Raw genomic sequence first — 15,960 nt, 5'->3', positions numbered from 1 at the left:
GAAGACTCAACCCGGCAGAAAATTCCGACGAATGTAAAAAATCGGGTGATGGTTCAGGTTTCCTGCGGGATTCACTGGCGAATCGGCGTGCAGCAACTTTAATCAACGTTCTGCCCTGTCAAACCGTTGACGTTACAAGGATGCCCGCCAATGTGGTTACCCCGTACTCTGCTCCTGCTCGCTGTTTTTAGCCCGATCGTCATAGCCAATCCGCTGCCGCTAATGCCCTGGCCGCAACAGGTGGAGCAGCCCGCCAGTGGCGGTGCGCTTACCCTGACGCCGCAGTTGACGCTGCAAATCTCAGGCGATCATCTGGCGGGGGCCGAAGCACGCTGGCTGGCGCGCATCAGCGATCAGACCGGCTGGCCGCTATTGCCCGCCACGCAGCCGGTAGCTGCACCGACTATCCGCATCATGATTGCAAAGGCAGTCGATCCACTACCTTTGCCCGACAGTGATGAGCGCTATCAGTTGCAGGTCAATGGCGATGGTGTGCGATTAACCGCACCCAACCGTTTTGGTGCGATGCGCGGCATGGAAACCCTGCTGCAGCTGATACAAAACGGTGAGCAGGGCACGACGATTCCTTACGTCACCATTCACGATCATCCGCGCTTTCCGTGGCGCGGTGTGCTGATCGACACGGCACGCCACTTTATGCCGGTAGAAACGCTTAAGCGTCAGATCGACGGCATCGCCGCCGCACGAATGAACGTCTTTCACTGGCATCTCACCGACGATCAGGGCTGGCGCTTCGCCTCCAGCCACTATCCCCAGCTGCAGCAGAAAGCCAGCGATGGCAACTATTACAGCCAGCAGCAGATGCGGGAAATCGTGAAATATGCCACCGACCGTGGGGTGCGTGTGGTGCCCGAGCTGGATATGCCAGGACATGCCTCCGCGCTGGCGGTGGCGATGCCGGAACTGATCAGCGCAGCGGGTCCCTTTCAGATGGAGCGCGGCTGGGGCGTCTTTAAACCGCTGCTTGATCCCGCTAATGAACAGGTTTATCAGGTGATCGATACGCTGGTGGGAGAGATGGCGGCGATCTTTCCCGATCCCTGGCTGCACATCGGCGGCGATGAAGTCGATCCCACGCAGTGGAAAAACTCACCCGTGATTCAGCAGTTTATGCGCGAGCACGATCTGAAAGACGCGCATGCGCTGCAGGCGTACTTCAATCAGCGGGTGGAGAAGATCCTCGAAGCCCATCAGCGTCAGATGGTGGGCTGGGATGAGATCGCTCATCCCGATCTGCCACGCAGCATTCTGATCCAGTCCTGGCAGGGCCAGGATGCGCTGAGTGCGCTGGCAAAAGAAAATTATCGCGGCATCCTCTCCACCGGTTTCTACCTCGATCAGCCCCAGCCTGCCAGCTATCACTATCGCAACGAGGTCACGCCACGCGGGCTGAACGGTCAGGACCGTCTGCGGCCCGACGACCAGGCGCAGAGCTGGTCATTCACGATGCCACGGCTGAAAGGCAGCCCGGTGAAGGGCAGCTTTACGCTGATTCAGGGCGCGCAGGGCTGGCGCGGTTTTATCGACTTCGACGGCAAAGCCCGGCGGATGATCAGCGACATCAACTGGCTCTCGACGCAACAGGTGCAGTTCACGGTGGATAGCTGGATGGGGCCGTTCCAGCCGGTGGTCACGCTGCAACAGCAGTCTCTCAAAGGCTATGTGCGGGTAGGCAACGTACGTTATCCCGCCAGCGGTCAGCGTCTGATGCAGCCGCCTGCGGGCATCGCACCCGTGCTGCCCACGCCAGAACAGGTACAGCAAAATCTGCTGGGTGGCGAGGCGGCGCTGTGGGCTGAAAACATCAACAGCCAGATCATTGATACTAAACTGTGGCCGCGCGCCTTTGTGGTGGCCGAGCGGTTATGGTCGGCAGAAAACGTCACGAACATGGATTCGATGTATTCACGGCTGGCGGCGATGGATCGCTGGAGCACGGTGTCCGTGGGAACGCTGCAACATGCGCAGACGGAGCAGCAGATGATGCGGCTGGCCAGCGGACACGATATCGCCCCGCTGCGAGTGCTGGCCGAAGTACTGGAACCGGCGCAGTATTACACGCGTCAGCACCTGAAGTTTCAGGCGGGGCATTACAACTATCAGGAGCCATTAAACCGGCTGGCCGATGTGCTGCCCGCAGAGAGTGAGGCAGTGCGCCAGCTGGAGCAACAGGTCGCCGTATTAATCGCCAATCGTAATAATCCGGCTGCCGCCTCCGCAGTGCGCGCGCCGCTGCAGCGCTGGCAGGCCAACACGACTGCGGTGATGCCGATCGTCAACGGCAGCGCGACGCTGAAGCCGCTGGCACACAGCGTGCAGCAGGTTGAGGTGCTGAGCGCCATGGGCCTCGCGCTGGTGAATGCTTACGTCCGTAATCAGGCGTTTGGTGCCAGTGAAGTGGCGGAGATGCAGGCGACACTGGATGCCGCCGCAGAGGTGCAGGATGAAACGGTGATAGCGCTGGTCAGGCCGCTGGAGACGCTGCTGCACGCCTTTCAGTAAGTACTGTGGCCGGCTGAACCGGCCTCCGTTGCGTCAGGCCGGGCCGCTGACCGAATGACGGCGCACCAGCGTCGGGCTGAACATGTGAGTCACTTCCGGCAGCGGCAGATCGTTGGCCAGCGCCAGGGCCAGCTGAGCGGCCTGCTGCGCCATCGTGACAATCGGATAGCGGACCGTCGTAAGGCGTGGTCGCACATAGCGCGACACCAGCACATCATCGAAGCCGATCAGCGACATCTCTTCCGGCACGCGGACGCCGTTATCGCTCAGCACCGCCAGCGCGCCCGCCGCCATCGAGTCGTTGTAGCAGGCGACGGCGGTGAAATTTCTGCCGCGTCCCAGCAGTTCTGTCATCGCCTGCTCACCGCCCACTTCGTCCGGTTCGCCCCAGGTCACCAGCCGATCGCTGCACGGCAGACCGTGCTCTTTCAGCGCATCATAGTAACCCTGCAGGCGATCTTCGGCATCGGAGATGGTGTGGGTCGAGCAGATAAAGGCGATATTCTGATGGCCGAGCTGGATCAGATGACGGGTTGCCAGCCAGGCGCCGTAGCGATCGTCGAGTGCAATACAGCGCTTTTCAAAGCCTTTGATTAGGCGGTTCAGCAGCACCATACCCGGCACCTGCTTCATCAGCACTTCCAGTTCTGCGTCGGGAATTTTCTTGGCGTGCACCACCAGCGCCGCGCAGCGGTGACGCATCAGCTGTTCAATCGCCTGCCGCTCTTTTTGCTCATTATGGTAACCGTTACCAATCAGCAAAAAGTTACCGGTGTCGCCTGCCACCTCATCTACGGCTTTCACCATTGCGCCAAAAAAGGGATCGGAGACGTCACCGACAATCAGGCCGAGCGTTTCGGTCGATTGCTGCGCCAGCGCGCGTGCGTTGGCATTCGGGTGATACTGAAGCTGCTCCATCGCCTGGCCTACGGCCTGTCGGGAGCTGTCGCTGGCTTTGGGAGAATTATTGATTACACGGGAGACTGTGGCGACAGAAACGCCCGCCAGTCGCGCAACATCCTTTATGGTAGCCATGCGTTGACCTGCTTTGGGGAAAACGTTTACACATCGCATCAGTGTTACGGAAAAGGGCGGACACATCAACCCGACAGAATGCCAGCGTCGTCGCAAAAAGGGGCAAAAACGACCGCTGCTGCACATCTTCTGCTGAGACGTTGCCCCATGTTATGCTCAGTTCCCCACCTGGCTACCGTGAAAAAAACAACGATGAAAACCAAAGTGCCACATCTGGCGCACTGGGGCGCGTTTACCGCCGTCACTGAAAACGATCGTCTGATTGGCTGCGAACCTTTCTTCGCTGATGCCGATCCGTCACCGATGATCCACACCATTCCTGAGCTGGTCTACTCAGACAAACGCATTCGCCAGCCGATGGTGCGTCGCTCGTGGCTGAAGTCACGCGAAAAGAGCGACCGCACGCTGCGTGGCCGGGAAGATTTTGTCGCCGTCGACTGGGAAACCGCGCTGGACCTGGTGGCGGAAGAGAATCGCCGCGTCCGCGAACGCTATGGTGCGTCGGGCATTTTCAACGGCTCCTACGGCTGGTCATCGGCCGGTCGCGTCAATCACGCCCGCACGCTGGTGCGTCGTTTCTACTTTCAGGGCGGCGGCGGCGTCGATCAGCAGGGTAACTACAGCTGGGGCGCGGCGCAGTTCTTCCTGCCCTATGTGATCGGCACCTATATGCCGCTGACCGGGCGCGTCACCGAGTGGCCGCAGGTAGTGGAACATGCCGAAATTTTTGTCGCCTTTGGCGGGCTGGCGCTGAAAAACGCCCAGGTCGCCTCAGGTGGCGCAGGGCAGCACAGCCTGAAACCGGCGCTGATGCAGCTGGCGGCCAAAGGCACGCCGGTCATCAACATCAGCCCGATGCGCGATGACTGCCCGGAATTTGTGAACGCCGAGTGGATCCCGATTCGCCCCAATACCGACGTGGCACTGATGCTGGCGCTGGGGCATGAGATCACCCAGCACGGCGCGGTTGACGAGGCGTTTCTCGCCAGCCACTGCACCGGCTGGCCGCAGCTGCGCGCCTATCTGCTGGGCGAAACCGACGGCGTAGCGAAAACCGCTGGCTGGGCCAGCCGTATCACCGGCATCCCGGCTGATCGCATCGTGCAGCTGGCGCAGCAACTGACCGGCAAGCGCAGCTTTATTACCTGCTCCTATTCCGTGCAGCGCGCCCATCGCGGCGAGCAGCCTTACTGGATGATGATTGCGCTCTCCTCAATGCTCGGTCAGCCTGGCCTGCCGGGCGCGGGGTTCTCTTTCGGTCATGGTTCAATGAACAGCGTCGGCAATCCCCGTCAGGAGGGGCCTGCCCCGATGATGAGCACCGGTCCCAATCCGTCAGGGTTGTCGATTCCGGTGGCGCGCATCAGCGATATGCTGCTCAATCCCGGCCAGCCATATAGCTTCCAGGGCGAAACGCTGCACTATCCCGATATCCACATGGTGCACTGGGCGGGCGGCAATCCTTTCCACCATCATCAGCAGCTGAACCGGCTGGTGGAGGGCTGGCAACGGCCCGATACGGTGGTGGTGCAGGATATCGTCTGGACGCCAGCGGCGCAGATGGCGGACATCGTGCTGCCTGCGACGACCACGCTGGAGCGTAATGACATCGGCGGCTCCTCACGTGACCGCTTTGTGCTGGCCATGCATCAGGCGATTAAGCCGCAGCATCAGGCGCGCAACGACTTCGATATTTTTGCCGACTTAGCAGAGCGACTCGGCTATCGCGACACCTTTACCGAAGGGCGCAATGAGATGCAGTGGATTGCGCATCTTTATCAGCAGTGTGCGACCGCGCATCAGCGCAAAGGCATCGATTTCCCAGAGTTTGATGAATTCTGGCAGCGCGGCTTTGTGGAAATTCCGGAAGGTGGCAAGCCTTATCAGTTTATGGAGGATTTCCGTGCCGATCCGCAGGCCAATCCAATCAAAACCGCCAGCGGCAAAATCGAGCTGTTCAGTCAGACCATTGCGGACTACCAGCTGGACGACTTCGCCGGTCATCCGGAGTGGCGTGAACCACAGGAGTGGCTTGGTTCCCCAGTCAGCCGCGACTATCCGCTGCACATGATCTCCATTCAGCCTTCCGACCGGTTACACAGCCAGCTGGATGCCACCGACACGGTGCAGGACAATAAAACGGCCGGACATGAAACGCTTTACATGCATCCAGTGGATGCAGCTGCGCGCGGACTGGTGGAGGGCGATGAGATTGAGGTGAGCAACGCACGTGGTGTGATGCTGGCGGGTGTGCAGATCACCGAGGGCGTGACGCAGGGCGTGGTGATTATCGCTACCGGTGCGTGGTTTGATCCTGGCTTTGGCAGGGCGTGGCAGCCTTTTGATCGTGCCGGTAACCCCAACGTGCTGACGCTCGATATTGGTACGTCGTCGCTGACGCAGGGGCCAAACGCCATGAGTTGCCTGGTGGAAATCAAAAAACATCAGGATTGCACAATAGCGTAAGGATCTCATGGCTGGTTACATTTTGCGGGTAACTGTTGCGTTTAGGCGATGGCAGCCGATCAATCCCCTTTGCTACATTCAGGGTCCCAGAGGTATTGATGGGTGAACATCAATAGATTTTCTTGATTACACCAACCTGCGCAGATGCGCAGGTTTTTTTTGCCAAAAATCCGTTGCCAATAACGAACTGATACACAGTTTTCCTGTTATACGGCCAGCGCTTTCTTTATAACTGCTGGCACCAGCCCCTTTCTCTTTATTTTGCGCAGCGGAATGCCATGCCCCGGATTAAAAAACTACTGGGAAAAGACCAGATAAAAGCGCCATTCAACCCTTTTCGTTTTCGACTGATCTGTCTGGGTGTCACAACCTGTCTGGTGGTGCTGCTGGCGCGCGTCGCGGACCTGCAGTTCCTGAATCAGCCGATGCTGGAGCACGAAGCGGATCAGCGATCGCTGCGAACCGTCACGCTGCCCACCAGTCGCGGCACCCTGCTGGATCGTAACGGCGAAGCGCTGGCGCTCAGCGTGCCATCGCGCGATGTGATTGCCGATCCACTGCGCGTACTGGAGAGCAACCCCGATTTTACCAGTGCCAAATGGGCCTATCTTGCGGCCGCGCTCAACACCCGTCCCGAAGAGCTGGCGGCGCAGATCACCGCCAACCCGAAACGTCGTTTCCTCTATCTGGGACGTAAAGTCGAACTGGGCATCGCCAAAGACATTAAAGAGCTGAAGCTGAAAGGCATCAGTGAAGTTTATGACGACAGCCGTTTCTATCCGATGAGCGAAGCCTCTGCGCCGCTGATCGGTATCGTTGGCGCGGATAATGTCGGCCTGAACGGGCTGGAAAAAGGCTTCGATAAAGTCTTGCAGGGCGAGCCGGGCAAAGAGGTCTATCGTCAGGATGCGGCGGGCAATATCATCGCGATGATCAACTACCAGCCGCCGACGCAGCCGCCCACGGTGCAGCTCAGCATCGACAAATATGACCAGTACACGCTCTACAGCAAACTGCGCGACGGCGTACTGATCAACAAAGCGGACTCGGGTGCGGCCGTGCTGGTGAAAATCGACACCGGCGAGATTCTGGCGATGGCCTCCTATCCGTCGTTCAACCCCAACAACTATGAAGGGGCCACCCCGGCGCAGATGCGTAACTCGGCCATCAATGACAGCTACGAACCGGGATCGACCGTTAAGCCGTTAGTCGTCATGGAAGCGCTGGAGCGCCATCTGGTGCGTCCGGACTCGGTGATCGACACCACGCCTTACAGCGTTAACGGCCACCTGATCCGCGACGTCGGCCACTGGCCGCGCCTGACCATGACCGGCATTCTGCAAAAATCGAGCGACATCGGCGTCTCTCATCTGGCGCTGGCGATGCCCGCGGAGGCGCTGGTGAATACCTATCATGCGTTTGGCCTGGGCAAACCGACCGGATTAGGGCTGACCGGCGAAAGCGTCGGCTACTTCCCGCTGCACCGCGCCCGCTGGGCGGATATCGAGCGGGCTACCTTCTCCTTTGGCTATGGTCTGCGCGTCACGCCGCTGCAGATTGCCCGCGAATACGCCACGCTCGGCTCTTATGGCGTTTACCGTCCGCTGTCGATCACCCGCGTCACGCCGCCGGTCATGGGACGCCAGGTCGCCAATCCGGAAACGGTGAAAGAGGTGGTGCATATGCTGGAGAGCGACGTCCTGCCGGGCGGAACCGGACTGAAAGCTGCGGTACCGGGCTACCGTCTGGCAACCAAAACCGGTACGGCGGAAAAGATGGGTACCAGCGGCAAGTATGATGGCGGCTACGTCAACTACACCGCCGGTATTGCGCCCGCCAGTCATCCTGAAGTGGCGCTGGTGGTGATGATCAACCATCCGACGGCGGGCGATCACTTCGGTGGTTCGGTTGCTGCGCCGGTGTTCGGCAATATCATGGGGCCGGTACTGAAACACATGAACGTTGCACCGGACGCCATCTACACTAAACCCACGGCCAGCCCTTCGGATAAATCTTAGTTAAATCAGAGTGTAAGCGAGGCGTGAGGAATATTCACACCTCGTTGCACTTCCCCGAATTCGGTTGCGTTTTCCCGCTGTCTCCGCGCGGTCAATCAGTGCGAGGATAGCAGTCCCAGAGGTATTAATGGGTGTGAAAACAACACTGCTTCGGCAGTGAGACCCTGTTATTACACCGACCCACGCAGATGCGTGGGTTTTTTTTGTCTGCTTGCCTGAGCCTGCCGTTACCGCTGTAAAAACTCCCGCTAAATCAACATCGTTCTTAACGAAACCCTGACAGTTTGCCAATAGAAAGGCGCGTCGCCTTTCACTGATAATGGCCGCCGTGAAGCCTGGCGGTTTTTTGCTCGCTGCCGCTCACTGCCGCATTCCGCACGTTCCGGGATTTCTTTTTCTGCTTATCTGAAGAGTTCGACGATGACTCACCTTTCTCGCCCCGCGCGTTCCTTTGGGCTTAAATGGCTGCTTCTGTTGCTGGTGGCGGCGATTGTCGCGGGCGTTATCTGGCGTCTGCTCTCTTCGGGGCACGGGCCGGGTGAGGGAATGCCGCCGGGCAGACCGGATTCGCCTGGCATGATGGGCGGCAGTGCAACGCTGGTTCACAGCGGGGTTGCCAGCACGGCGGATGTGCCGGTGTGGCTGAATGCGCTCGGCACGGTGATCCCCAACGCCAGCGTGACGGTGACCAGCCGCGTTGACGGCCAGCTGGAGCAGCTTTTCTTTACTGAGGGGCAAAAAGTCAGTGCCGGTCAACTGCTGGCGCAGATCGATCCGCGCAGCTATCAGGCGACGCTGAACCAGTATCAGGCTGAACTCAGCGAGAACCAGGCGCTGCTGAAAAGTGCCGAGCTGACGCTGGCGCGCTACCGCAAACTGGCGGCGCAGGATGCGCTGGCGCGCCAGGATCTGGACACGCAGATTGCCACCGTCGGGCAGTATCGCGGTGCCGTCGCCGCCGATCAGGCGCAGATCGCCAGTGCAAAGCTGAGCATTGAATATGCCCGGATCACCGCCCCGATCAGCGGGCGCGTCGGCCTGCGTCAGGTCGATCCCGGCAACATGGTGCAGAGCTCCAGCAGCACCGGTCTGGTGACCATCACGCAGATGCAGCCCGCCGCCGTGACCTTTAGCGTGCCACAAAGCGACATCCCCGCGCTGGTCAGCGTGCTGCATCAGGGGCAGAGCCTGCCCGCCACGCTGTTTGATCAGGACAACCAGCATCCGCTCGCCAGCGGCGAAGTGAAGTTCATCAGCAACCAGATCGACACCGCCACCGGCACCGTGGCGCTGAAAGCGGTGTTTGCCAACCAGGATGAGTCGCTGTTTGCTAACCAGTTTGTGAATCTGCGGCTGCAGACCCGGGTGCTGAAAGGCGCGACGGTGATCCCGGCGCAGGCGCTGCAGCTGAGCAGCGACGGCAGCTTTGTCTTTGTGATCAACAAAGATCATACCGTCACGCGTAAAGCGGTCACCACCGGCCCGGCTTTCGGCGACGATCAGCAGGCGATCCTCAGCGGCGTTGCACCGGGCGATCGGCTGGTAACGGAAGGGATCGAACGTCTGACCAGCGGCAGCAAAGTCACGCTGGCGGATGAGACGCCCGCTGCCGGTGCTGTGTCGAAATGAACCCGTCTCGCCTGTTTATTCTGCGTCCTGTCGCCACCATCCTGCTGATGGCCGGCGTGCTGATCTCCGGGATTTTTGCCTGGAAATTCCTGTCGACCTCGGCGCTGCCGCAGGTCGACTATCCGACCATTCAGGTCACCACGCTCTATCCGGGTGCCAGCCCGGATGTGATGGCGTCGTCGGTCACCTCACCGCTGGAGCGCCAGTTAGGGCAGATGGCGGGGCTGAGCCAGATGAGCTCCACCAGCGCCAGCGGCTCGTCGATCATAACCCTGAAGTTCAGCCTCGATCTGTCGCTGGATGTCGCCGAGCAGGAGGTGCAGGCGGCGATCAATGCGGCAAATAACCTGCTGCCCGACGATCTGCCTAATCCGCCGACGTACAAAAAGGTCAATCCGGCGGACAGCGCGGTGGTGACGCTGGCGGCCAGCTCCGGCACGCTGCCGCTGACCGAGGTGCAGGATCTGGTTAACACCCAGGTGGCGCTGAAGCTGTCGCAGATCTCCGGCGTCGGAATGGTGACGCTGGCGGGCGGGCATCAGCCGGCGATTCGGGTGCAGATGAATCCTCTGGCGCTGGCGGCGCATCACCTGACGCTGGAGGCGGTAAATACGCTGATTGGCAACAGCAACGTCAATGGCGCCAAAGGCGGCTTTGACGGTAAATATCATTCGGTGACCATCGACGCCAACGACCAGCTGCGCACCGCAACCGAGTACGGCAACCTGATCCTCAGCTATGAGAATGGCGCGGCGCTGCGCCTGAAAGATATCGCCCACATCGAACAGGGCCCGGAGAACAGCTTCCAGTCCGCATGGGCCAATAACCAGCCCGCGATTGTCATCAGCGTGCAGCGTCAGCCCGGCGCAAACGTGATTCAGGTGGTGGACAACATCAAGGCGCAGCTTCCTGCACTGCAGGCGGCGCTGCCGGACGGGGTGAAGATGACGATTCTCTCCGACCGCACCCAGACCATTCGCGCCTCAATCAGCGACGTGCAGTTTGAGCTGATGCTGTCGATTGCGCTGGTGGTGATGGTAACCTTTCTGTTCCTGCGCAACGTGGCCGCCACGCTGATCCCGAGTGTGGCGGTGCCGCTGTCGCTGGTTGGCACCTTTGGCGTGATGTATCTGGCGGGCTTCAGCCTGAATAACCTGTCGCTGATGGCGCTGACCATCGCCACCGGTTTTGTTATCGATGACGCTATCGTGGTGGTGGAGAACATTTCCCGGCGGCTGGAGCAGGGCGAGACACCGATGGAGGCGGCGCTGAAAGGCTCCCGGCAGATTGGCTTCACCATTATCTCGCTGACCTTTTCGCTGATTGCGGTGCTGATTCCGCTGCTGTTTATGGGCGATGTGGTCGGGCGACTCTTCCGGGAGTTCGCGATTACGCTGGCGGTGGCGATCCTGGTGTCGATGGGGGTGTCGCTGACGCTGACCCCGATGCTGTGCGCGTATCTGCTGCGGCACATTCCGCCAGAGCAGCAGTCAACCTTTGCCCGCAAGGGCGGCGAGATGTTCGACCGGCTGGTGCGCGGCTATGACCGGCTGCTGACCGTGGTGCTGAACCATCAGAAACTGACGCTGCTGGTGGCGCTGGCAACCTTCGGACTGACGGCGCTGCTCTACATGATGGTGCCGAAAGGCTTCTTCCCGACCCAGGATACCGGGCTGATTCAGGGCATTACCGTCGCCTCCCAGGATGTCTCGTTTAAAATAATGGCGACGCGACAGCAGGCGCTCTCTGCGCTGATCCTGAAAAATCCGGCGGTGGAGAGCGTCTCATCGACCATCGGCATCGACGGCACTAACAGCAGCCTCAACAGCGGACGGCTGCAGATCAACCTCAAGCCGTCTGGCACCCGCGATCTCAGCGCCAGCGAGGTGATCAGCCAGCTGAACCAGGCGACCAGCGATGTGCCGGGTATCCGGCTCTATCTGCAACCGGCGCAGGATCTCACCGTCAACGACCAGGTCTCGCCGAGTCAGTATCAGTTCACCCTTGACGACGCCGACAGTGAAAATCTGGTTAGTGAGACGCCGAAACTGGTGGCGGCATTGCAGCAGCGGCCCGAGTTTAATGGCGTGGTGAGTAACCTGCAGGATCAGGGGCGCGTCTCTTACGTGGAGCTGAACCGGGACAAAGCGGCGCGCTTCGGCATTACCGCATCGGACGTGGACACCGCGCTCTATAACGCCTTTGGTCAGCGGCTGGTCTCGACGATTTTTACCCAGTCGAATCAGTATCGGGTGGTGCTGGAAGTGGCGCCGGCCTTCCGGCAGGGTCCGGCGTCGTTTGATGATGTTTATCTGCAGCCGTCCACCAGCAGCAGCTCGTCGTCCGCCACAAGCACAACTTCATCAACGTCTTCATCGACGTCCACTTCAGCCTCTGACACCCGCTCTGCCAGCAGCGGGATGGTGAAACTTACCTCTATCGCCACTATCCACCAGCGCACCGGTTCGCTGATGCACATGCGGCTGAATCAGTTCCCGGCGGTGATGATCTCCTTTAACCTGAATCCAGGCTACTCGCTGGAGGATGGACAGCGGGCAATTGCCGACGTGCGGCAGCAGCTGCAGCTGCCGGAGAGCACCACGCTGCGCTATCAGGGCGAAACGTCGGCATTCCAGAGCGCCACCGGCAACACGCTGTGGCTGATTCTGGCGGCGCTGATCACCATGTATGTGGTGCTCGGCATTCTCTACGAAAGCTTTATCCATCCGGTCACGATTCTCTCTACGCTGCCGTCGGCGGCGGTGGGTGCGCTACTGACGCTGTTGCTGGCGGGCACGGAGTTCAGCCTGATTGCGCTGATTGGCGTCATCCTGCTGATCGGCATCGTGAAAAAGAACGCCATTATGATGATCGACTTCGCGCTGGAGGCGGAACATCAGCAGCACCTCAGCGCACGTGAGGCGATTCATCAGGCCTGCCTGCTGCGCTTCCGCCCGATTCTGATGACGACGATGGCGGCACTGCTCGGCGCGCTGCCGCTGATGCTCGCCTCCGGCTCGGGTGCCGAGCTGCGACAGCCGCTGGGGCTGGTAATTGTCGGCGGGCTGATTGTCAGCCAGGTGCTGACGCTCTTCTCCACGCCGGTCATCTACCTCTGGTTTGACGGGCTGGCGCAGCGCGGCAGTGCCTGGGTGAAACGCCGTCAGCAGCAGGCGCGGAGCGGGCAATGAATCTGACCCGGCTGTTTATCTTTCGTCCGGTGGCGACGCTGCTGCTGACGCTGGCGATCCTGCTGCCCGGCGCGCTGGGTTACCGGCTGCTGCCGGTGGCACCGCTGCCGCAGGTCGATTTTCCGACCATCATGGTCAGCGCCAGCCTGGCGGGGGCCAGCCCGGAGACCATGGCGGCTACCGTCGCGACCCCGCTGGAGCGTTCGCTCGGGCAGATTGCCGGTATCAGTGAGATGACTTCCAGCAGTTCGCAGGGCTCCAGCAGTATTATCCTGCAGTTTGAGCTGGACCGCGATATCAACGGCGCGGCGCGCGACGTGCAGGCGGCGATTAACGCGGCGCGCAGCCTGCTGCCGAGTGCAATGGCCTCGCTGCCGACTTATCGCAAAGCCAACCCGTCAGATGCGCCGATTGTGATGCTGGCGCTGACCTCTGCTACCCGCACGCCCGGCGAGCTTTACGATCTGGCGGAGAGCAAAATCGAACAGGCGATGGGGCAGGTACAGGGCGTCGGCGAAGTGTCGCTGATGGGCAGCGCCTTACCCGCGGTGCGGATTGATCTGCAGCCGCTGAAGCTGACCCACTACGGCATCTCGCTGGAGACGGTGCGTGCCGCCGTCGCCGACAGCACCACCAATCTGCCCAAAGGAATCTTACAGGGCAGTGACCAGTCGTGGCTGGTGGACAGCAACGGCCAGCTTGAGAAGGCCGCCAGCTACCGCGATCTGATCATCACTTATCAGCAGGGCAAGGCGGTGCGGCTGCGCGACGTCGCCACGGTCTATGACTCGGTGGAAGATCGCTATCAGGCGGGATTCCTGAATGCTACGCCTGCGGTAATGATCGGCATTAAACGTCAGGCGGGCGCCAATATGCTCGAAACCATCGACGCGATCAAAGCGCAGTTGCCGCTGCTGGAAAAGAGCCTGCCCGCTGACAGCCAGCTGAAGGTGGTGGTTGACCGCTCACCGGGCGTGCGCGCCTCGCTGTATGACACCGAAGAAACGCTGCTGATCGCGGTGCTGCTGGTCATTGCGGTGGTGTTTGTTTTCCTGCGCAATCTGCAGGCGGTGATCATTCCGGCCCTGGCGCTGCCGGTGTCGCTGATCGGCACCTGCGCGGTGATGTACCTGCTGGGTTACAGCCTGGATAACCTGTCGCTGATGGCGCTGATTATCTCTACCGGCTTCGTGGTGGATGATGCGATCGTGGTGCTGGAGAACATCACCCGTCACATTGAGCGCGGGCTGAGCCCGCTGCGGGCAGCGCTGCGCGGGGCGCAGGAGGTGAGCTTCACCGTGCTGTCGATGACCGTATCGCTGATCGCGGTGTTCATCCCGATCCTGCTGATGGGCAGCATTGTCGGGCGGCTGTTCCGCGAATTTGCTGTCACGCTCACCGTGTCGCTGCTGATCTCGCTGTTTGTCTCACTCAGCCTGACGCCAATGCTCTGCGCGCGCCTGCTGAAACCAAAGCCGCCTGTCAGTCAGCGGCCGCATCCGCTTTATCAGTTGATTGAAAACCAGCTGAACCGCCTGCTGGCCGCCTACGGGCGCGGGCTGGCCTGGGTGATGCGCCATCAGAAACTGACCATGCTCAGCCTGCTGCTGACCGTGCTGCTGAATGTTTTTCTGTTCACCGTGGTGCAGAAGGGCTTTTTCCCGAATCAGGACACCGGGCTGCTGATGGGCGCGCTGCGTGCCGATCAGAACATTTCGTTTCAGGCGATGAAGCCGAAAATGCTGATGTTCACGAAGATCATTCAGGAAGACCCGGCGGTCGATAGCGTAATGTCGTCGATGGGCAGCGGGATGTTTGGCTCCCGCAACAGCGCCAACTTCTTTGTGCGACTTAAAGATTTTGACCAGCGCGATGCCACGGCTACCGAAGTCGCCAACCGGCTGACGCGTAAAACCAGCCACATCGCCGGGGCGCAGATGTTCCTGATGGCGGCGCAGGATCTGCACATTGGCGGACGCAGCGCTAACGCCACGTATCAGTACAGCCTGCAGGCAGACGATCTTGATCTGCTGCGGATCTGGACGCCGAAAGTGCAGGCGGCGCTGGCGGCGATCCCCGGGCTCAACAGCGTAGACTCCGACTCGCAGACCGGCGGGCAGGAGGTGGCGCTGACCATCGACCGCGACCGCGCGACCCGGCTGGGCGTCAATGTGAAGATGCTCGATACGCTGCTGAACAATGCGTTCAGTCAGCGGCAGATCGCCACGCTCTATCACACCCTGAATCAGTATCATGTGGTGATGTCGCTGCAGGACAGCGACACCGCGAATCCGGAGACGCTTCAGCAGCTCTATGTGATTAACGACAGCGGTGACCGCGTGCCGCTTTCCGCCTTTGCCCGCTTCAGCGGCGGCAATGCACCGCTGTCGGTGGCGCATCAGGGCCAGTCCGCGACCAGTACCGTAGCATTCAACCTCAATGAGGGGGTCTCGCTGGAGCAGGCGCAGTTACTCATTAAACAGGCGATGGCGAAGCTGGGCCTGCCGTCGACCCTTCATGCCGGTTTTGCCGGTACTGCCGCCGCCTTTTCCCAGCTGACCGCCACCATGCCGTGGCTGATTCTGGCGGCGCTGGCGGCGGTCTATCTCGTGCTCGGCGTGCTCTACGAGAGCTACATCCATCCGCTGACCATTCTCTCAACGCTGCCGTCTGCGGGCGTCGGCGCGCTGTTACTGCTGCTGCTGACCAACACGCAGCTCACGGTGATCGCGCTGATTGGCATCATCCTGCTGATTGGCATCGTGAAAAAGAACGCCATCATGATGATCGATTTTGCCATCGACGCGGAACGGCGGCAGGGTATGTCGCCGCAGCAGGCGATTACCCAGGCGTGCCTGATGCGCTTCCGGCCGATCATGATGACTACGCTGGCCGCCTTTTTCGGCGCGTTGCCGCTGGCGCTGGGCAGCGGCGGGGATGCCGATCTGCGCAGTCCGCTGGGGATCGCTATCGCGGGCGGACTGGCGCTCAGCCAGCTGCTGACGCTGTTTACCACGCCGGTTGTTTATCTTTGGCTCGATCGTCTGGGCCGTGCCACTCAACGTCAATGGCGTCGTCTGCGCCCTACGGAATCCTGA

At 60.5% G+C, this 15,960-nt stretch carries 7 protein-coding genes; 6 read left to right on the top strand and 1 reads right to left on the bottom strand.

Features of this window, described 5'->3' with window-relative positions; translation table 11 throughout:
- The first annotated feature begins 150 nt into the window (after nucleotides 1-150).
- A complete protein-coding gene (locus tag ACTJKZ_RS15025) occupies nucleotides 151-2,523 on the top strand; it encodes a beta-N-acetylhexosaminidase (protein ID WP_222924677.1) in 2,373 nt (790 codons plus the stop codon).
- 33 nt (nucleotides 2,524-2,556) lie between these two features.
- On the opposite strand, the gene galR is transcribed toward ACTJKZ_RS15025, so the two are convergent.
- Nucleotides 2,557-3,558, bottom strand: a complete 1,002-nt coding sequence (gene galR / locus ACTJKZ_RS15020) for an HTH-type transcriptional regulator GalR (RefSeq protein ID WP_003851033.1) — start codon at nucleotides 3,556-3,558, stop codon at nucleotides 2,557-2,559.
- 192 nt (nucleotides 3,559-3,750) lie between these two features.
- Here galR and ACTJKZ_RS15015 point away from each other — a divergent pair, with 192 nt between their 5' ends.
- The 5 genes from ACTJKZ_RS15015 to ACTJKZ_RS14995 all read left to right on the top strand — a co-directional run bounded on the left by ACTJKZ_RS15015 (nucleotide 3,751) and on the right by ACTJKZ_RS14995 (nucleotide 15,960).
- Nucleotides 3,751-6,024 carry a molybdopterin guanine dinucleotide-containing S/N-oxide reductase gene (locus tag ACTJKZ_RS15015; RefSeq protein ID WP_161731870.1) on the top strand — a complete coding sequence of 758 codons (2,274 nt, stop codon included), beginning with the start codon at nucleotides 3,751-3,753 and terminating at the stop codon, nucleotides 6,022-6,024.
- A gap of 278 nt (nucleotides 6,025-6,302) precedes the next feature.
- The gene (locus ACTJKZ_RS15010; RefSeq protein WP_161731872.1) at nucleotides 6,303-8,042 is read left to right on the top strand and encodes a penicillin-binding transpeptidase domain-containing protein; all 1,740 of its coding nucleotides are present in this window, start codon (nucleotides 6,303-6,305) and stop codon (nucleotides 8,040-8,042) included.
- Between the two features lie 420 nt (nucleotides 8,043-8,462).
- Nucleotides 8,463-9,671: an efflux RND transporter periplasmic adaptor subunit gene (locus ACTJKZ_RS15005; RefSeq protein WP_285086581.1), complete on the top strand. Its 1,209-nt coding sequence runs from the start codon at nucleotides 8,463-8,465 to the stop codon at nucleotides 9,669-9,671.
- Nucleotides 9,668-12,862 (top strand): efflux RND transporter permease subunit, encoded by a 3,195-nt coding sequence (locus ACTJKZ_RS15000; protein WP_440829795.1) that lies wholly within the window; start codon nucleotides 9,668-9,670, stop codon nucleotides 12,860-12,862. Before ACTJKZ_RS15005 ends, ACTJKZ_RS15000 begins: the two co-directional genes overlap by 4 nt.
- Nucleotides 12,859-15,960 (top strand): efflux RND transporter permease subunit, encoded by a 3,102-nt coding sequence (locus ACTJKZ_RS14995; protein WP_440829794.1) that lies wholly within the window; start codon nucleotides 12,859-12,861, stop codon nucleotides 15,958-15,960. Before ACTJKZ_RS15000 ends, ACTJKZ_RS14995 begins: the two co-directional genes overlap by 4 nt.

This window comes from Pantoea sp. 22096, from assembly GCF_052045955.1.
Classification (GTDB): Bacteria; Pseudomonadota; Gammaproteobacteria; order Enterobacterales; family Enterobacteriaceae; genus Pantoea; species Pantoea alfalfae.
Note: the sequence above shows the minus strand (reverse complement) of the source record. Positions and strands in the feature narration are given on the sequence as shown.